Raw genomic sequence first — 19,032 nt, 5'->3', positions numbered from 1 at the left:
ATTACAACACCTGGTTAAACTCCAGCCGCTCGCCGTCAGGGCCCGTTATATTAAAATACCTGCAACCGTCCGTCCAGAACTGCAGGAACACCGGCCCGGGCTCAATGATATTGAATCCGCCTTCTTTAATAATGGAATAGGCTTCGTCTATATCTGCCACATCAAAAGCTACATGGTCGATATGCCCGTCTTTACGCGCGGCTATTTCAGGTAGTGCGTTATTAGGCAGCTGGTATAGCTCAATAATCATCGCATCGCGCTTCATCATCATACAGATACCCTGTTCGCCGTTATGGTCAAATTGCTTTTCCATCACATTGGCAAAGCCCAGCCTGCTATAAAACAATGCCGACATAACCACATTGGTTACCGGTATGCCAATATGCTGTATGGCTTTGATATTTAAATTTATTGCAGGTTCCATATATTAACGTCTAAGTTAATAACGGTAAAAGCCGCTGTTAGTGTTCGCCGGGCGAAATTAATATTACAAAATGCAAACACTATTCCCACATTTTGCTGTTAAACTTGCATAATTAATCATCACAGCAGTAATCTACGTTAATGAAAATCGGAATAGTTTGTTACCCAACTTTCGGCGGTAGCGGGGTTGTAGCCACAGAGCTTGGCAAGGCCCTTGCCGATAATGGTCACCAGGTTCATTTTATAACCTATAACCAACCTGCCCGGTTAGATTTTTTCTCAGAAAACCTTTTCTATCACGAGGTTTCTGTATCCAAATATCCGTTGTTTGATTATCCGCCGTATGAGCTGGCGCTGGCCAGCCGTTTGGTTGATGTGGTACGTTTTGAAAAACTGGATATCCTGCATGTACATTACGCCATCCCCCATGCTTCGGCGGCCTTTATGGCCAAGCAGATCTTACAAACCTTCGGTATCTATATACCCGTGGTTACTACCCTGCACGGAACTGATATCACACTGGTAGGCAAAGATCGCACCTATAAACCGGTGGTAACTTTCTCGATCAATAAATCAGACGGGGTTACGGCAGTGTCTGAAAACTTAAGAAAAGATACGTACGAGTTTTTTGACATTGAGAACGATATTAAAGTAATACCCAATTTTATAGACCTGAAGCGCTTTAGCCTGCAGGCCAAGGATCACTTTAAAAAAGCGATAGCGCCGGCAGGAGAGAAAATACTCATCCATACTTCCAACTTCCGCAAGGTTAAACGTACCGAAGACGTGGTAAGGATCTTTGCTAAGATCCGCGAAAAAATACCATCAAAACTATTAATGGTTGGCGATGGCGGCGAGCGGAGCGATTGCGAGCAGCTTTGCCGCGACCTGGGCGTAGGCGACGATACCCGCTTTTTAGGTAAGCAGGATGCCATTGAGGAGATCTTATCGGTATCTGATTTGTTCCTGATGCCGTCACAGTCTGAAAGTTTTGGTTTGGCAGCTTTAGAGGCTATGGCCTGCAAAGTACCGGTTATCAGCTCGAACGCGGGTGGTTTGCCCGAATTGAATATTGATGGCGTAACCGGCTTTTTAAAAGACATAGGCGATATCCAGGGCATGGCAGACAGCGCTATTTATATTTTAGAAGATGAGGCCCGCCTGGCTGCTTTTAAAGAGAACGCCTTAGCCCGCGCCAAAGAATTTGACCTTGCTAAAATATTGCCGCTGTATGAAAACTACTATATTGAAGTGATAGCCAAAACCCGGCAACAGGCCGCCAGCTGCGCAAAAGCATAAGCATCGTTTTACCCCTATTTATTTTATCAATTATTTTGGCAACAACAGGCAACCCTGAATTTCATATTTGCGTATTGGTTAAATTAAAAATTTAAACCAATAAAAATTTTATGAAAAAATTTGTTATCGAAAGACACTTCCCCGGTCTCGGAAATTTATCAGCACAGGAATTGCAAACTATTTCACAGGCATCATGCACGGTGCTGAATGAAATGGGTAAACCCTATCATTGGGTGGAATCCTTCATTACCGGCGATAAGATGTATTGCATCCATATCGCCGAAAATGAAGACGCAATACGTGAACATGCAAGCCTGGGGGGCTTCCCTGTAACCAGCATAGCCGAGGTAACAACTATTATCGACCCTGCTACCAGCGCATCATAACAATCAACGCGATAGTATTATGCACAAGGCCCCGGTTAAACCGGGGCCTTGCTTTTTAGTTAAACCTGCTATCCGAAAAGGTTTATAACGACAGACAGCCCCTTATTTTTTCAAAGGGTACGTATTCATCAATAACGACACCGCTGTTGACGGCCCAAAACCTTTTTTCAATACCGGCTTGTCCTCGCTGGTGCGCGTTGCCCATTTGGTTTGAATAATACCATAAGTGTTGCGGTTATTATAAGCAACCCTGGCATTCAGGTACAGCCAGTCAACCAAATCGGTTTTACCGGTCCCGGCCGTATACTTACGGGCATAGCGGGCAAATATCCCTTTAAAGCCGGGGAGGTCGCCGCCGCTGTCTTCGTTGTTCATTACCCTGCCCCTGTAAATAGTGTCGCGGGTAAATGTTGCCAGCTTTTCCGCTTCGGCCAGGTAAGTGGCTTCCCTGGTATAATTGTAAAGCATAGTTGCCGCACCTAAAAAAGTGCCCTGGTTATAAGTAAAACTGATATTGCTGGTTCTTGGCAGGCCTGTCCTTTTATTCAGGTCGACATTGTCTTTCACCTTGCCGGTAGCCGGGTTAAACAGGTATATTTTCGACCAGCTGTACAACGCTATGGCTTTATCATAGTAAGTATTATCGCCGGTAGCTTCTGCCAGGTAACAGGCGGCAACTGCCGCAGGGCCTTCAATACAGGCGTTTTTTGAGGTCTTGGTTTCAAACCATATCAAGCCACCGCCATAGCTGTTGGTAAACGCGCGTTTATACATTTTATCATATTGATCCTTAGCCTTATCCAGATAGGTTTTGTTGCCGGTAAGCAGGTAGCCGCGTACGCAAAACAACACCGCCCAGGTAATATCATCATTATATTTATTGTACATCCAATCCTCTTTATGATTGCTTATAAAATTTTTGTACAATACATCAAACCGCGCTTTGTAAATGGGGTCCCGGGTAACTTCATAGGCATCCAAAACGGTTTCCATCATTTCGGCCTGGTCCCAAAAACCTTTGTGCTCCTCTATTTTATAGCCGTTGTACCAATCCTCAAATACTTTTTTCGCTGTTGCTAATGTCGGCGCGGCTTCCTGTGCGGTTTCTTTTTGGAAGACCCACTTTTGCACAGCTGCATTTGATGAGGCTGCCAAATTAACTTTGGTCCCGTCGGCAGTTCCCGCAGCGTTTAAATTAAGCGCAAAGGCGGGGTTTGCGGCCGGTTGCAAAAAGTAAGCCCCGCTTCCGGCTTTTTTAATCACCCATTTAACGTCGTCGCTATTGGTATCGTCGCTTTGATCTACTTTAACAGAATCAGCCGGAACAGCGGCCGCATGCAACAATTTTCCGCTGCCGGCATTGGTTAGCGTGTAGGTATTTTTGCTGATCAGTTTTACTATCCAGCGTTCGGCATCCGACCGCGTATCCGTCCACGTATCAACCATCGCGCCGTTATCAACCGATGCGTTGCTTACATCCAGCAATTTGCCGTTAGATTTGGATCTTAATGAATAGACGGCGCCGGAAGTGATGCCCCCGGTTTGTGCAAAACCGGTAGCTGTGATTGTAAGAAAAGCCATCACAACCGCACTGCGTAAGTAAAGTAATTTCATAGCGGGGTAATTTAAGTAATTAGTGTATTGGTTATTACGGGCAATATTGAGTATAAAATTCAATTTATAAGTCAATGTTTTGAATATGTTACATTGCATCGTCTGCATAAAAACCGCCGGCTGGTAAAACAATTTAAACCACTTTTAAATTAACTGTTAGCACTTCTAATGGTGGGGACATTTAATTGGAGAATATAAAACGCATAGCTATTATAGGCGGGGGCCCAAGCGGGCTGTTTATGTTTAAAAGATTGGTAGACGCTAACCGCACCGATCTGTCGATAACTATTTTTGAAAAAAACGAACAGCTGGGTAAAGGCATGCCCTACAGTACCGATGGCGCCCGGGATGAGCATATTACCAATGTATCCGGCAACGAAATACCTGAACTGGTGACCTCGGTTACCGAATGGATTGAAACCGCCCCGGCGGCATTATTGAACCATTACCAAATCACCCCACAAAAATATAATGATTTTAAAGTGCTGCCGCGATTGCTGTTTGGCCAGTACCTGGTGGCGCAATTTGAGCTGCTTTTAGCTAAAGCAACTGCCGCAGGTATTTTGGACAAGGTTTATTTTGACAGCCGGGTTACCGATATTACAGATCATCCCGAACAACAAAAGGTAACCCTGCAGGTAAACGGCGAAAAGCTGTTTGAATATGACCAGGTAATTATCTGCACCGGGCACCGCTGGCCCGCGAAGTATGAAGGTACGGTTACGGGCTATTACGACTCGCCTTACCCGCCAGCCAAACTGGCTATAAAAACAAACGCACCGGTAGCTGTCAAAGGATCATCGCTTACCGCTATCGACGCCATCCGCACGCTGGCCCGCGCCAACGGCACGTTTACGGTTGACGATGACGGCGTGCGCCGTTACCGGCTGGCAGATGACAACGCCGATTTTAAATTGATCATGCACTCGCGCGAGGGTTTGTTACCTGCTGTAAGGTTTCATTTGGAAGACCCGCATCTTTCAAAAGAAGGCACCCTTACCAGGGCCCGGATGCAGGCGCACCGCAAAGAAAACGGCGGCTTTATGTCGTTGGATTACCTGTTTGAGCATAATTTCAAGGATCTGTTCCGCGATAAGCGGCCCGCGTTTTATGAGCGTATAAAAGACATGGACCTGGAAACATTTGTTGCCGGCATGATGGACCTGCGCGAATATGTTGAGCCGTTTCAACTGTTTAAAGCCGAATATGCGGAGGCCGAACGCTCCATCAAAAGAAAAGAATCTGTATACTGGAAAGAGGTGCTGGCGATACTTAGCTATTCCATGAATTACCCGGCCAAATATTTATCAGCCGAAGACAGCCTGAGATTACAAAAGGTACTGATGCCGCTCATATCAATAGTAATTGCATTTGTGCCTCAAAGTTCATGCGAAGAAATTATGGCCCTGCACCAGGCCGGCGTACTTGAGATCATCGCGGTGGGCGGCGACAGCCACGTAGAACCAGGCAAAAACACCGGCGCTGTTTATTATTATACCGATACCGACGGGCAGCCGCAGGCTGTAGCCTTTGATACTTTTGTGGACTGCGTGGGCCAGCCCCACCTGGCTTTTGAAGATCTGCCTTTTAAAAGCCTCATCAGCAGGCAAACCGTAAGCCCGGCCCGGTTGAGGTTTAAAGATGCAGCTGCCGGAAAAGAAGCTTTAAAGCAAGGCGATGATCATATCGAAACCGACGGTAAAGGCAACTACTACCTCAGGGTACCGGGCATTGCCATAAATGACAGCTTTCAGCCCATAGATGATTACGGCGCTTTTAATGATCGTATTTATGTAATGGCAGTGCCTTATATCGGCGGCTTTAACCCAGACTACTCGGGGCTTGATTTTTGCGAGGCTGCTTCGGATGCGATTATAAAAAATATGTTTAATTAAGATAAGTTATGACTGAACCGGCGGAGGCACCCTTAAAACTCTATATGCTGTTGCTGGGCTCAAAAGCGCCGGGCCGGCATACCGAGCAGCATGACTTTTTTTTCGGGATAGCTGCCTCATTGAAAGAGCTGGTACCCGCCATTAAAGTATTTTGGCGCGGGGCCGTTGGCAACCTGCATATTGACGGCTGGCGCGAAGTGAATACGGTCGATGGTTATAATATTAAGGTGATTTTGAAAGAGGGGGCCGCCACACCATCGCCGGATAAATTGTTTTTCATCAACCTGGGGGGCTATATTGCCGGCCGGCTGGAAGAACAGCATTACGTTATATTAAGCGTAAAACCCGACCGTACCCAGGCCATACAGAACGCCAAGAAAGCAGCCTTTTTTAAAACCAATACTATTACCACCGTTAAAGGCGCCAACGCGCACATTGACGATAAGTATGGCCTTGATGTAGATGATATTTATAAGATAGAAGAGATGTTGCCACCGGCGCAAAAGGCGCAGTACCATTTAGAGATCACCCCCGGCTGTGACTTGCCGGAAGATGAGGTGCACCTGGGATATTTTAGGCTGGACAGATTGTAGGCTAAAAGGCCTGTTCGATTCCGCTGTGAACAGGATGATAAGTCCTTTACTTGCCTGACAGCAGAAATTGATATTAGTGATCCACCGGCTTAAAAAGCAACCATTTTCATTCGCCTGATTTACAGCTTCTTAGCCAGCATCTAAACGTAAAAATCCTGACCAATAAGTTGATCCAAAAGCGATCCGCTCTATGTGTTAATTATTTCACTATCAATTGGTTATTTGATTTTGGTGATCCGCGTGACCCACATTTTCGCGGATCACGCGGTTATATTATTGCGCCGATGGCGGCGGCACCTTAACGCCCCATGCCTCATTGGGTTTAATGCCCATGGTCAATACCAGTTTACCGCCTTTCATTAATTCATCGCGATACAGCCAGCAATTATTAAGCACCCTGCCGTTAAACACCGCCGACTGGATATAAACGTTAGTCTTCGAATTATTTTTTGCTTCGATAAACAGTTGCCTTCCGTTACCTAACCTGATGGTAGCGGTATTGAATACGGGGCTGCTTAGCTCAACTATCGGGCGCAGGTCGGTAAAACCCTTTACATCAAATAGGCCAAGCGCCGACATTACGTACCATGAACCCAACTGGCCCTGATCTTCATCCTGCCCGTAGCCATAGCCATGGATCGGTTCAACACCATAAAACTCATCGCAGATGGCCCTCGTCCATTTTTGAGTAAGCCATGGCTTGCCCGAGAAGTTGAACAGCCAGCTCTCATGCAGGCATGGCTGGTTACCATGGTTATAAAGCGACTTGATTCCGGCAAACGCGTCAATGGTTTTCCCCCCGCTAAAGCCGTCCTTCTCTGATGATTCAAAAATGTCATTCAGGCGTTTGTTAAACTCATCCTTGCCGGTTGCGTTAATTAAACCCTCGGGGTTTTGCGGCACAAAGAAAGTGTATTGAATAGCGTTACCTTCCTGGAAACCGCGCCATGGCTCGTTCGGGTCAAACTTGTCTATGAATTTGCCATCCGCATACTTTGGGCGTATTAGCTTTTGATCCTTATCAAAGATATGCTCCCAGCCGTTTGAGTTTTTGATCAGCAGTTTATAGTCGGCTGTTTTACCCATGCTTTTAGCCATTTGCGCGGCGGCAAAGGCGCTGAAGCTGTACTCGAGCGTATGTGATGCCGAGAAATGCGAGCCGGTGGAATCTGTTTTATCCGCATCCAAAAAAGGCGAGTACCCATACTTTACAAACGCGTCCACATCCATCTTGCCCGAGCCCTCTTTACGGTCCTTGCCATCCAATTCATTTGCGCGGATAGCTTTGTAGGCCAGTTGGGTATCATAATCGCGGATGCCTGCCTGGTAAGCTCCGGCAATAGCCAGCCCCACCATATTAGTACCAACGCCCGACACGAAATTGCTGTTGGCAATGCCATCGCCAAACCAGCCCCGCTCTTTATAGATCTCCAGTTCGGTGTGTACATAATCATTATAATGACTGGGATAGGATAAGGCCCATAACTGGGTGAGGTTCCAATAGGCGCCCCATATCGCATCGGTATTATAAAAGTTATAGCTGAATTTGCCTTGTTTATCTCTGGGCAACCTGCCAATTGTACCATCATGTTTGGGGAATGACCCGTTAACATCACTGGCAATACCCCTGCCCAATAACGCATGGAACAGGCCGGTATAGAATTTTACCTTGCTGTCATGATCACTTCCCTGTACAACTATTTTACCCAACTCGGCGCGCCAGGTAGCCTGTGCCTGTTGCCTGGCTTTTTCAAATGTAAGGCCATTGGCCTCGGCAGCCAGGTTTAGTTTCGCATTAGCTATCGAGGTATAGGATAAGCCTACTTTTAACTCAATCTGCTCGCCGGCCTGCGTCTGGTAATTAAGGTAAAGCCCCGCGCCTTTACCATTGCTGCTGTTTGAACCCGCCTTATTCCCCCCGGCATTAAACGAGCCAACCGATAAGGGCTTTCGGCTCACTTCACCATAAAAGTACATGGCGACCTGCCCGTCAGGATCATATTTTTTTACGTATTTGGGATAGGTAATTACATAACCCTCAAAGTGGGTGGCATCTGTCATTTTGATACCCGCATCTTTAACGGCCCCGCTCTCGCCCTGCGCATTGCCAATATCAAATATTAAACGCGACTGATCATTTTTGGGGAAGGTGTACCGGTGAAAACCCACATGTTTGGTAGCAGTTAGCTCGGCGGTGATATTGTAGTCGTCCAGTAACACCTTGTAATACCCGGGCTGCGCCACCTGGTTCTTACGGTCGAAATGTGAACGGTAACCGCTGTTGGGTTTATTCAGTTCGCCGGGGTTTGTCTTAAGTTCGCCGGTGGCCGGCATCACGCTAACGCCGCCTACCTGCCACTCGTGAAAATGCACAAATCCTTCTATCGAGTTGTGCCGGGTATCGTATCCAACAGCTTCCCAACCACTGGCATTACCATAGTGCCCGTTGGTTGACGGCGCCAGTTTGGCCATGCCATACGGCACTGCCGCCGGGGTATAAAAAAACCAGCGGCTATGCGCGGTACCTATGTTTGGGTCTACATATTTCAACAGGTCCTGCGCCATGGTACGGCCCGCCGACAGTAAAAGAGCGGCAACTGCAAAACCTGATTTGATGCCTGTTTTCATATATAAATAAGATTAACTAGTTAGCGGCTTTATAATTTTCTTTCCAGTAATTGTCAATATTCTCCAGCGATCTGCCTTTGGTTTCGGGGATTAGTTTCCAGGTGATCCATAATGCCGGCGAACAGCAGATGGCGAACAGCCAGAACGTTACCGATGATCCAAGATCTTCCAGCATCAACGGGGTTAATTGCCCTACTAAAAAGTTGGCTATCCATAAAGACAGCGTGGCTAACGCCATGGCCTTGCCGCGGATGGCATTAGGGAAGATCTCGCCGATTACCACCCAGCAAACCGGGCCAAATGAAAAGGCAAAACAGGCAATAAACAATAAAATAAATATCAATATCCACGGCCCTGAAGTAATACCCAGCGCAAACAGTACGCCAATGGTTAACAACCCTATTACCGCGCCGCCAACTCCCACAAAAAGCAACGGCCTGCGCCCCCACTTATCAACTGTAAAAATAGCGACAAAGGTAAACACCACATTTACCAGGCCAATGGTAACCTGGCCGCCCAAAGCGTTGTTTAAGGTAAAACCGGCCTGCTCTAAAATACGCGGGCCATAGTAAATAACAGCGTTGATGCCGCAGACCTGTGACAGGAACGGCAATAACAAACCTATCCATAAAGCTTTACGATAAACGGGTTTAAATAATTCTTTCAAGTCCCCGTCGCCGTGGGTATCTCCTGCCGCCTTAAAGGCAGCTATTTCTTTTTTGGCGGCATCGGCGCCATCAATCTTTATTAAAATATCTTTTGCCTTTGCTTCAAGCCCCTGCAGCAATAACCAGCGTGGCGACTCGGGCACCAACAGCAATGACAACAGGAAGATCCCGGCAGGGATAGTGCCCAGGCCCAGCATGGCGCGCCATACCTGGGCCGAAAATATTTTATGCATGGTGTCGCTGCTAAATGTATCGCCGGTATGGTTGGCCAGGTAAGCATTTGAGAAATAAGACACCACAATGCCGATGGTTAGGGCCAGCTGGTATAACGATACCATCATCCCGCGGTAACGTGACGGCGAAAACTCTGAGATATACAGGGGCGACACCATTGAAGCCACCCCAATACCCAGCCCCCCAATTAAACGGAAAGCGATGAGCTGGCCAAATGAGCCCGATACCATACAGCCCGAGGCCGAAGCCAAAAACAATACAGCCGACAGGATCAGGATAATTTTGCGGCCATATTTATCGCTTAGCTTGCCGGATACGCTCACCCCAATAATGCAACCCAGCAAGGCGCAGCTTACAAACCAGCCCTCTAAGGAAACATTGAGATTAAAGTCGTGCTTTACCAAACTTACCGTGCCGGATATTACGGCCGTATCAAAGCCAAATAAAAACCCGCCCAGGGCGGCAACCAGGCATACCAGGTACAGATAGGTGCCGCTTTGTTTTGTCGTCTGTGTTGTCATTTTATTTTTATTTTAAAAATGCTTTTATAACTCTTGCCGTATGCTGGCCCACGTTGGTTAAGGTGTATGATTGCGCCGCTGCCGGTACCACAAAGGTTTCGGCGTAGGCAAAAACGTGGCGCGTGCCGTCGTCGGTTTCCAGTAAAACAGTTTCGCCCTCCACCAGCATCATTACGTGGCAGTTGTTGTCGGTATTAACGCTAATGCTGCTTTCAAAATCAATACGGTGCACATCATAAAAATGCTCGCGATGGGTGGGGATATGGATCAGTTTCCAATCGTCGCCCTCATCAATCACGGCCGGTTTTGATATGAGTTCGTCCTGCACCTTTTGGCCCTTCCGGTCAAACACCAGGTTTTTAAAGGCATGGTCTATATTAATTGGCCGCGGTTTACCGTCAAGGTCAAGCCTTAACCAGTCGTACATTTTAAAGGTGAAAATGTAGGGCGTAGCGCTAATCTCTAACACCAGGTTATCTGCCCCGGCGCTATGGATGGTTCCGTTAGGGATCAAAAACAGGTCGTGCTTTTTAGCGGTGTGCGATTGTACGTAGTCGGTAATATTCAACCCCTTGTTTTCCAGCTGACTGCTGATCAGGGCCGATTTAAATGCTTCAGGTTCGATACTTTCCTGGAAACCCAGGTACACCTGCGCATCGGTCTTGCAATCCAGTATATAATAGGTCTCGTCCTGGGTGATGGTCTCGCCAAAATTATCCTGAATGTATTTTAAATGCGGATGGCACTGGATGGACAGATTACCGCCATCAAAGGTATCCAGAAAGTCAAAGCGGATAGGGAACTCATCGCCAAAAATATTGGCATGTTTACCTAATACCTGTTGGTTGTTGTTAAACATCACCATATCAAACGATACCTCTAATAAGTTACCGTCACTTTTAAAGATCAGCCCATTTTCGGGTACGATCAGCTCAAACGACCAGGCATAGTTAACCGCGTCTTTATTCAATCCCGGAATATGTTTCTTGATCCATTGTCCGCCCCAGGCACCCGGCTCGAACCAGGGACGCACCCGGATAACCGAGCGGCTGATCTGGTCAAGGCCATCTAAAAGGTCGCTTCCAAACATCCAGTTAATATCGGTTGCCCATTGCCCGTCGGCTACTACGGCAATTTTATTAAGGATGGCTTTTTTATGCGCGTTGCACAACACCCAATCCACAAAATAAAAGCGTTTGTACATCTGCGCCGGCTCAATCACCTTATCCGTCCCTAAATTACCTACCGAGCCTGCCCGCATCCTGAACTGGATCTCGTTTTTTGGCACGTCGATATAAACAACAGGCGCGTCCCAGCCAGCCAGAGCCGCACCGGTACCTATCACAATATTGATATCGCTGCTTTCATCAGGCGATGGGACGGTGGCTAAATCGAAAAGATCGGCCAGATCCAGCGTACATTTAGTACCCCATACCGATGTTGGCGTACCTAAAAAGGGGTGTACCAGCTTTTCTATTTCTGCGGATGGTTTAAAATAATCGGCGGTAGCTATAAAGTTTACCGTTAAGCCTGCTTTTTCAATTTCGGCTTGCAGGGCATTTTGGGTTGCATCCCATATCACACCATCAAAGCCATCAATAACCACCTTTTTTTGCGCAATGATCCATTTGGCCAGGCTGCCATAGCCGTTAAATATTTTACCGGGAGCCAGTTTGGTAACCGGGTAGATATTATATACCTCGCCATCCTTAACATCAGGCAGTGTATTGGGCATTAAGTATTGCGTGGTTTTGCGCATTTGTTCAATGGGTAGTGTATCGGTATCCTGATTTCCGGTAGTTGAAATATTCATCTTAAATGTTGTAATGTATGTACATATTAAATGTCAAATATAGCGTTCTGACCGGGAAATCGAATTCAAAAAAAATTAATAGTTGGTTAGTTTATTATTGTTGATACAAACTTATAAATAAAATCAGGATATCAAATAGCCCCGATAAATAGCTCAGTCGGCCCCCGACTCTTAAAAAACAAACAAATGTGAATAACCTTCCCGGCGGAAGAGACTTCCTCACTGCCGGGATGATTTAAGACGCCCATGCACAACCAAAGCTTTAAAACCCTTATAATTGCATATTCTTAGACATGCGCTACTCCATCGATCATAAAAGCCCTATGCCCCTGCACGCGCAGGCCGAACTGCTTTTGCGTAAAATGATTGCCGAGGACGAATACCAAAACGGGAAAACGTTCCCGAGCGAGATTGAGCTGGCCAAGATCCTGGCTATATCCCGCTCAACGTTAAGGCAGGCCATCAACAAGCTGGTTTTTGAAGGATTACTGGTGCGAAAAAAACGCACCGGCACCAAAGTAGCCCGGGGCGTAGTAAGTTCCAAATCAAATAACTGGCTAAGTTTCTCGCAGGAAATGAAGCTGCGGGGTATCACCATTAAAAACTTTGAAACCCATATATCATGGGTATTGCCGGATGACGAGATTGCTGAATTTTTTGAAATAAAAGCAGATCGTAAAATCCTCAAAATGGAGAAGCTGCGGGGCAAGCCTGATGAGCCTTTTGTGTACTTTGTATCTTACTTTCATCCCCGCGTTGGTTTAAGCGGCGAGGAGGATTTTACCACCCCGCTGTATGAGATGCTGGAAAATGAGCATTCTGTAATAGCTACCCTGTCTAAAGAAGAAATAAGCGCCAAAGCGGCGGATGTTTTTATAGCCGGCAAACTTAAAATAGCCGTAAATGACCCGGTACTTTTCCGCAAGCGCTTTGTTTTTGACCACGGCGAACGCCCCATTGAATATAACCTGGGTTACTACAAAGCTGATAGTTTTGTGTATACGGTAGAGAGTTCGCGATAACTGTAAATGACTCTGTTTTAATGGCTTATTCTCAAAGCTCGGCACCAGGCTTATGCCTTCAACGAGGATGATCATTGTATAACCGATAACTGGTTTTACTAAGTTAGTTTTTTTTTATTTTAACAATCCTTGTTCTAAGGCGGCTAACGCCGGCGCCGTAAAACTTCGGTTACCTAAAACACAGAAGCCCCAAATCTTTCGATTGGGGGCTTTCTGCATAAACAAACCTAACCTAATTAATATTAGCCGTGAACGGCTCCTATTTTCTTTAATAATTTACGGTTCTCGCGCTTGTGTATTAAACGATGCACCAGGGCATATATTACCGGTAAAATCAATAATGTAAGTATTGTGGAGGTTATCAATCCTCCTATAACTACTACGGCCAGCGGTTTTTGCGTTTCGCTGCCAATGCCGGTAGATATCGCCGCAGGCATCAAACCTATAGCGGCCATTAATGCGGTCATCACAACGGGGCGCACCCGGGATATTACCCCTTCTAAAATAGCAGTATCCAGCGGCATGTGCTCTTCCAGGTTCTTTTTGAATACCGATATCAGGATCACCCCGTTTTGGATACATACCCCAAACAAGGCTATAAACCCGATACCTGCCGATATACTAAAGTTAATGCCGGTAATATGCAGCGCCAGTATCCCGCCGATGAGCGCGAACGGTACGTTCATGATCACCAGCGATGCGTCTTTAACATTACCAAAAGTGATGAACAGGATTAAAAAAATGACCAGTAAACAAATAGGCACCACGTGAGCCAGCGTGTTTGAAGCGCGGGTTTGGTTCTCAAACTCGCCCACCCATTGTGCCGAGTAGCCCTGGTCTAATTTTACCAGGCGGTTAACTTTTTGCTGGGCTTCGGCAATGGTGCTGCCCAAATCGCGCCCGCGGTTTGAAAATTTCACCGCAATGTGCCGCATATTATTATCCCGGTAAATAAAGGCCGGGCCGGTTAGTATTTTTATGGTGGCGATTTCTTTTATGGCGATCTTTGAGCCATTAAGTGTGGGCACCATCAGGTTCTCAATTTTATCCTGGGTATCCCTGAATTGTTTTTGGTAGCGTACGCGGATATCAAACCGGCGCTCGCCTTCATAAAGCTCGGTGGCAGCTTTACCGCCGATGGCCATTTCAATTACCGAGTTGGCATCGGCAGTAGCAACGCCATAAAGCGCCATCTTACGCTGATCAAGTTCAATTCTAAATTCGGGCTGGCCCAGGTTACGCAATATGCCCAGGTCATCAATACCTTTTACGGTTTTTAAAACCTTCATTACTTCATTGGCCTTTCCATCAAGCACCTTAAAGTCTGGTCCGAATATATTTACGGCAAGCGCGGCATTTACACCGGCAACGGCCTCTTCCACGTTATCACGGATAGGTTGCGAATAGTTGAATACGGTACCCGGTATCTTGGTTAACTGGGCATCCATCTGGTCAATGAGCCCGTCTGAGGTGACGCCGGCGGGCCATTCTTTTTTATTTTTCAGGTCGACCTGTATTTGTACATCAAAAAAGCCTTTAGGGTCGGTACCATCGTTGGTACGGCCCACCTGGGCCAGTGTTTGCTTAACCTCCGGAAATTTTGCCAGTATCTGCATCATTTTTTGATTGATACTTTCAGCTTCGGGTAATGAAACGCTCATTGGCAACTCGGCCTCCACCCATAACGCGCCTTCATTCAGATCGGGCAAAAACTCAGTTCCTAAAAACCTGGCCGAGAAGAAGGTGACCGCCATAAATGCTACCGCCACCAATACGCTCGCTTTTGGATTTCTGTAAGTATAGCCAAACATCCGACGGATGCCGTTTTCGAAAAACAGCACCACAACGTTATGCTTTTCGCGCACGTTTTTGTTAAGCAGGATGCTTGATAAAGCTGGCACCAATGTCAGCGTAAATATCAATGCCCCCAGCAAGGCAAACCCCAGGGTATACGCCAGCGGCGAGAACATTTTGCCCTCAACCTTCTGGAACGCAAAAATCGGGATCAGGCAGGTAATGATGATCAGCTTGGAGAAGAAGATGGCTTTACCCATCTCGGCACCTACATTTTTAAACAAGCCCAGTTTGGCCAGCTTGTTAAATTTCTCCATGCCTACCTCCCTGGCCTTATGGTCAAGCGCTACGAAGATCCCCTCCACCATTACCACTGCGCCGTCTATAATGATACCAAAATCAACCGCACCCATTGAGAGCAGGTTGGCGCTCATGCCTTTTATGCGCATACATATAAAAGCAAACAACAGCGACAGCGGGATGATGATGGCCACCGTAAGCGTGGTGCGCCAGTCGGCCATAAACAGGAATACAATTACCGTTACCAGCACAATACCTTCCAGCAAATTATGGATTACCGTTTCGGTACAAAAATCCATCAGGTTGGTACGATCGTAGAACGTATCAATTTTTACATCTTTGGGTAATATGTTATCGTTAAGATCTTTTACTTTGGCGCGTACACGGTCAAGTACCTCGGCCGGGTTTTCGCCCTTACGCATTACGATGATGCCTTCAATTACATCCTTTTGCTTGTCGCGGCTTACTTGTCCCAGGCGTGGCAGTCCGGCTTCTTTTATTTCGGCGACATCCCTGGTCAATATTGGTACGTTATTTACATTTTTTATGATGATACTTTTCATATCATCCATATTGTTGATCAGGCCGATACCGCGCACCACATACGCCTGGTCATTTTTCTCAATAACATCGCCGCCTACGTTGATATTGCTACGGTTAATCGCCGTAAAAACATCAAGCGATGTCAGCCCATATTTTTGAAGTAACGCCGGGTTAACGCTTACTTCATAAGCTTTTTCTTCGCCGCCAAAGCTGTTCACGTCGGCAACACCCGGTACAGATTTAAACTGGCGGTCAAGCACCCAATCCTGTATGGCGGTAAGGTCATGTAAAGATTTGGTTTTGCTTTTTAGGGTGTAGCGGTAAATCTCGCCCGTAGGGCCGTAGGGCGGTTCAATTTCCGGTTTTACACCATCGGGCAGATCGGCGTTAGCCAGGCGGCTTAATACCTGCTGGCGCGCAAAGGCATCATCAACATCGTCGTCAAAAATAATCCGGGTATAGGATAACCCAAATGCCGATGTGGTACGCAGGTTAGATTTTTTCTGTACCGAGTTTAATACCGTCTCTATGGGTATGGTAATGAGTTTCTCTACCTCCTCGGCGCTGCGACCCGGCCATTGCGCTATAATAATGATCTGCGTATTGGTAACGTCCGGGAAGGTTTCAATAGGGGTATTGCTGTAACTCCACACACCAATGACAGCCAGTACGGCGGTCATAAAAAACACAAAATAGCGGTGCTTTAGTGAGAAGTAGATTATATTTTTAATGAATTTATTCATTTGTTTAGTGTCAAGTAATTAGTGTCAGGTAGTAAGATGCTATATGGTATCAAAGTGCATATCAGTGTTGATACTATATTGATACCAGGATCTCAAAACTATTCGCTGGTTAAGGCATCATAAAGCAGCAGCTGATTTTTTGATATTACCTTATCTCCCGGATTTAAGCCAGAGGCTAGGTAGGCTACATCATCTACTGTTTTAATTACATTTACCTCACGCACTTTCAAGTCGCACTTACCATTATAAATTACCACATAGTTTTTGCTGCTGTCAAAAATTACGGCCTTCGCCGGCACAGAAACCGCCTGCGCATTCTCATTATTGGTGATCACCACATTGGTAAACATTTCAGGTTTTAATAACATCCCCGGGTTGGGCAGCGCTATTTTGATCTTCATTACCTTATTATCCGGATCCAGTACAGAGCTTATTTCATTTACTTTACCCATAAACACTTTCCCGGGATAGGCCAGCGTGGTTACTTTGGCGGTATAACCTGTTTTAACTTTGCTGATATCTGACTCAAAAACATTTGCCCAGATCCATACATCCTGCATATTTGAGATGGTAAACATGCTGCCACTGTTATCCTGACGGATAAAGCTGCCGGACGTGATATTCTTTTCAATAATATAGCCGCTTTGCGGAGCCCTGATCACCAGCGTACCATTCTCGCTGGTGTTGCCGCCGCCGTTAATGGATAGTTGTTGTTTAACCTTGCGGTTAGCGGCCATTGCTTTATTATAGCTCTCTTTTGCCTCAGTATAATCGCGCTCACTTGAAATACCGTTTTTGTATAGCGACTCTGCCTGTTCAAGCTGACGTTTAGCTACCAATACATCAGATTGTGTAGACGATAAATCAGTATAATTACCGGCGACATCGGCGCTGCGCATTATAGCCAGCGTTTGGCCCTTGCTTACCTTGTCGCCAAGAGAAACTTTTACGGCTATCACCTGTCCGCTTGAAAAAGGAAAAACCTTTACCACGTTGTTATCATCGCTTGCTACCTCGCCTGATAAGGCCAGTTCATCTTTCATGGTGCTGGTTTTGGCGGTATCTATCATGATCATTTTTTGTAAAGAATCACTCACGCATACCTGTTTATTTTCGGGCACATCCGCTTGTTTTTGTTTACATGCGGCCAAAAGCATTAAGCCGGAGAGACCAATCAAAAACGTTTCTCTTTTCATTAGTATATACATTATCACTAGTTAGTATTAAGGCTTGATTATAGTTGTCCCGGTGGCGAAATTTAAATCGGCAATGGCCTTTTGCAGGTTGTTTTGCTGTTGCAGTATTTTTAGTTTGGTGTCTTTGTAGGTGTCAAAAAAATCCACAAACTCAATCAAACCAATTTGCCGCTCCTTAAAGCTTTTAAGCATGCTGTTAAACAGCTTATCATACTGCTCATTAAAAGCTGTTTGCTGGGTCGAAAACAATTCCTGGGTTAATTCATATTGGCGCACGGCCGCTGCTACCTCGTTTTTAAGGCGTAGCTCATTGTCTTTTAGCGTGTTTTCCTGGCTTTTTAAAGAATACTCGGCATTTTTGATATTCCCCTGGTTCCGATTAAAAAATGGCAGCGGCAACCCTATCTGCAAACCGTAATAATTTGGCGCGTAACTGCTATTTTTGTCATAGGATACCCCCACGGTGATATCCGGGGCAGCAAGTGCCTTTTGGTAAGCCAGCTGATGCGTTGCAGAATTAAGCTGAAACTTGTTGCCCAAATAATCAGCACGGTTGGTTTCGGCCTGACCGATCAAAACCGGAAGATCCAGTTTGATCGGTTGGCTTACTTCATTATTTAAAATCGGGGTAATGTATGTTGTTTCTTTTGCTCCAAGTAAGGTTTTAAGTTCGGTTTGCAAATCATTTACCTGCCTGCTATTTTCGATCCGGTCATTCTCAAGGCCAAATAATAAAGCCTTTAGCCTGATCAGGTCTTTCATAGAAGTATTACCTGAATCAAAGGACTTCTGGATACCGTTAACCAGGTTAGTTGCTGAGCTGATCTCTAACCGGTACACTTTTTCCTCGTCCAACAAGGTTGCCAGCTGGCTAAAGTCTAACTGTAAATTATAGCGCAGGTTGCGCATCAGATCGTCAAAGGCAGCTTGTTGCACCTGGGCATTATCCCTGGCTACCTGTACCTGTTTGCCACGCTTGCCGGCTGTGGTAAATACCTGGCTAAGCTGTACAAATACCTGCCCCAGGCTATTATTATGATAAAAAAACTTCTTGCCGCTACCGTCATAAATATTTTGATCGGTACTTAATACCGGGTTATCCCAAAGCTTCGCCTGGGTTATTAAGGCCTTTGATGCTTCAATATTATATTTTTGAGCAAGTAACTGGAAGTTATTTGCCAGGAATTGTTTTTCGGCATCCTGAAATGTTAAAGAAACGGTATCAGCCTGGGCATTTGCTTTAATGGCTGTTATACAAACTAAAAATGAAAAAATTAAAAGACCGACTTTAAAACGCATAGTTTATTTAAAGGGCCAAAATTAACTTATGACCGGTCGGGCTAAATTAGAACGGTATTAG

Annotated in this window: 13 protein-coding genes; 5 read left to right on the top strand and 8 right to left on the bottom strand. The window is 46.0% G+C overall.

Going from position 1 to position 19,032, the window contains the following annotated elements:
• Window position 1: 1 nt before the first annotated feature.
• Window positions 2-424: a VOC family protein gene (locus LJ658_RS07460; protein ID WP_230545853.1), complete on the bottom strand. Its 423-nt coding sequence runs from the start codon at window positions 422-424 to the stop codon at window positions 2-4.
• 140 nt (window positions 425-564) lie between these two features.
• Between LJ658_RS07460 and bshA the strand changes: the two genes are divergently transcribed.
• A complete protein-coding gene (gene bshA / locus LJ658_RS07455) occupies window positions 565-1,722 on the top strand; it encodes an N-acetyl-alpha-D-glucosaminyl L-malate synthase BshA (protein ID WP_230545852.1) in 1,158 nt (385 codons plus the stop codon).
• Window positions 1,723-1,832: 110 nt separating this feature from the next.
• Window positions 1,833-2,108 (top strand): DUF4242 domain-containing protein, encoded by a 276-nt coding sequence (locus LJ658_RS07450; RefSeq protein ID WP_230545851.1) that lies wholly within the window; start codon window positions 1,833-1,835, stop codon window positions 2,106-2,108.
• A gap of 102 nt (window positions 2,109-2,210) precedes the next feature.
• Here the strand turns inward: LJ658_RS07450 and LJ658_RS07445 are convergent, their stop codons facing one another.
• The gene (locus LJ658_RS07445) at window positions 2,211-3,722 is read right to left on the bottom strand and encodes a glycoside hydrolase family 76 protein (protein ID WP_230545850.1); all 1,512 of its coding nucleotides are present in this window, start codon (window positions 3,720-3,722) and stop codon (window positions 2,211-2,213) included.
• A gap of 185 nt (window positions 3,723-3,907) precedes the next feature.
• Between LJ658_RS07445 and LJ658_RS07440 the strand changes: the two genes are divergently transcribed.
• Together LJ658_RS07440 and LJ658_RS07435 are read left to right on the top strand one after the other, a co-directional pair.
• Window positions 3,908-5,617 (top strand): FAD/NAD(P)-binding protein, encoded by a 1,710-nt coding sequence (locus tag LJ658_RS07440; RefSeq protein WP_230545849.1) that lies wholly within the window; start codon window positions 3,908-3,910, stop codon window positions 5,615-5,617.
• Between the two features lie 8 nt (window positions 5,618-5,625).
• Window positions 5,626-6,210, top strand: a complete 585-nt coding sequence (locus tag LJ658_RS07435; protein ID WP_230545848.1) for a DUF1543 domain-containing protein — start codon at window positions 5,626-5,628, stop codon at window positions 6,208-6,210.
• Between the two features lie 273 nt (window positions 6,211-6,483).
• Here the strand turns inward: LJ658_RS07435 and LJ658_RS07430 are convergent, their stop codons facing one another.
• The 3 genes from LJ658_RS07430 to LJ658_RS07420 are packed head-to-tail and all read right to left on the bottom strand — an operon-like array spanning window position 6,484 to window position 12,074.
• On the bottom strand, window positions 6,484-8,838 hold the full coding sequence (locus LJ658_RS07430; RefSeq protein WP_230545847.1) for a GH92 family glycosyl hydrolase: 2,355 nt from the start codon (window positions 8,836-8,838) through the stop codon (window positions 6,484-6,486).
• Between the two features lie 16 nt (window positions 8,839-8,854).
• Entirely contained in the window at window positions 8,855-10,261 is a 1,407-nt protein-coding gene (locus tag LJ658_RS07425) for a sugar porter family MFS transporter (RefSeq protein WP_230545846.1), read from the bottom strand.
• 7 nt (window positions 10,262-10,268) lie between these two features.
• On the bottom strand, window positions 10,269-12,074 hold the full coding sequence (locus tag LJ658_RS07420) for a class I mannose-6-phosphate isomerase (protein ID WP_230545845.1): 1,806 nt from the start codon (window positions 12,072-12,074) through the stop codon (window positions 10,269-10,271).
• A 293-nt stretch (window positions 12,075-12,367) separates the two neighbouring features.
• Here LJ658_RS07420 and LJ658_RS07415 point away from each other — a divergent pair, with 293 nt between their 5' ends.
• The gene (locus tag LJ658_RS07415) at window positions 12,368-13,096 is read left to right on the top strand and encodes a GntR family transcriptional regulator (RefSeq protein WP_230545844.1); all 729 of its coding nucleotides are present in this window, start codon (window positions 12,368-12,370) and stop codon (window positions 13,094-13,096) included.
• Window positions 13,097-13,338: 242 nt separating this feature from the next.
• Here the strand turns inward: LJ658_RS07415 and LJ658_RS07410 are convergent, their stop codons facing one another.
• The 3 genes from LJ658_RS07410 to LJ658_RS07400 form a co-directional block, all read right to left on the bottom strand.
• Window positions 13,339-16,476 carry an efflux RND transporter permease subunit gene (locus LJ658_RS07410; protein WP_230545843.1) on the bottom strand — a complete coding sequence of 1,046 codons (3,138 nt, stop codon included), beginning with the start codon at window positions 16,474-16,476 and terminating at the stop codon, window positions 13,339-13,341.
• 98 nt (window positions 16,477-16,574) lie between these two features.
• Window positions 16,575-17,672, bottom strand: a complete 1,098-nt coding sequence (locus tag LJ658_RS07405) for an efflux RND transporter periplasmic adaptor subunit (protein ID WP_230545842.1) — start codon at window positions 17,670-17,672, stop codon at window positions 16,575-16,577.
• A gap of 27 nt (window positions 17,673-17,699) precedes the next feature.
• Window positions 17,700-18,971, bottom strand: a complete 1,272-nt coding sequence (locus tag LJ658_RS07400; protein ID WP_230545841.1) for a TolC family protein — start codon at window positions 18,969-18,971, stop codon at window positions 17,700-17,702.
• Window positions 18,972-19,032 lie beyond the last annotated feature (61 nt).

This window comes from Mucilaginibacter sp. UR6-11 (genome assembly GCF_020880695.1).
GTDB lineage: Bacteria > Bacteroidota > Bacteroidia > Sphingobacteriales > Sphingobacteriaceae > Mucilaginibacter.
Note: the sequence above shows the minus strand (reverse complement) of the source record. Positions and strands in the feature narration are given on the sequence as shown.

Bases quoted from the DNA above. Each gene is read 5' to 3' on its own strand.
- LJ658_RS07425 (WP_230545846.1), bottom strand. From the start codon at position 10,261: ATGACAACACAGACGACAAAACAAAGCGGCACCTATCTGTACCTGGTA.
- LJ658_RS07460 (WP_230545853.1), bottom strand. From the start codon at position 424: ATGGAACCTGCAATAAATTTAAATATCAAAGCCATACAGCATATTGGC.
- LJ658_RS07405 (WP_230545842.1), bottom strand. From the start codon at position 17,672: ATGAAAAGAGAAACGTTTTTGATTGGTCTCTCCGGCTTAATGCTTTTG.
- LJ658_RS07400 (WP_230545841.1), bottom strand. From the start codon at position 18,971: ATGCGTTTTAAAGTCGGTCTTTTAATTTTTTCATTTTTAGTTTGTATA.
- bshA (WP_230545852.1), top strand. From the start codon at position 565: ATGAAAATCGGAATAGTTTGTTACCCAACTTTCGGCGGTAGCGGGGTT.
- LJ658_RS07430 (WP_230545847.1), bottom strand. From the start codon at position 8,838: ATGAAAACAGGCATCAAATCAGGTTTTGCAGTTGCCGCTCTTTTACTG.
- LJ658_RS07420 (WP_230545845.1), bottom strand. From the start codon at position 12,074: ATGAATATTTCAACTACCGGAAATCAGGATACCGATACACTACCCATT.
- LJ658_RS07435 (WP_230545848.1), top strand. From the start codon at position 5,626: ATGACTGAACCGGCGGAGGCACCCTTAAAACTCTATATGCTGTTGCTG.
- LJ658_RS07450 (WP_230545851.1), top strand. From the start codon at position 1,833: ATGAAAAAATTTGTTATCGAAAGACACTTCCCCGGTCTCGGAAATTTA.
- LJ658_RS07410 (WP_230545843.1), bottom strand. From the start codon at position 16,476: ATGAATAAATTCATTAAAAATATAATCTACTTCTCACTAAAGCACCGC.
- LJ658_RS07445 (WP_230545850.1), bottom strand. From the start codon at position 3,722: ATGAAATTACTTTACTTACGCAGTGCGGTTGTGATGGCTTTTCTTACA.
- LJ658_RS07415 (WP_230545844.1), top strand. From the start codon at position 12,368: ATGCGCTACTCCATCGATCATAAAAGCCCTATGCCCCTGCACGCGCAG.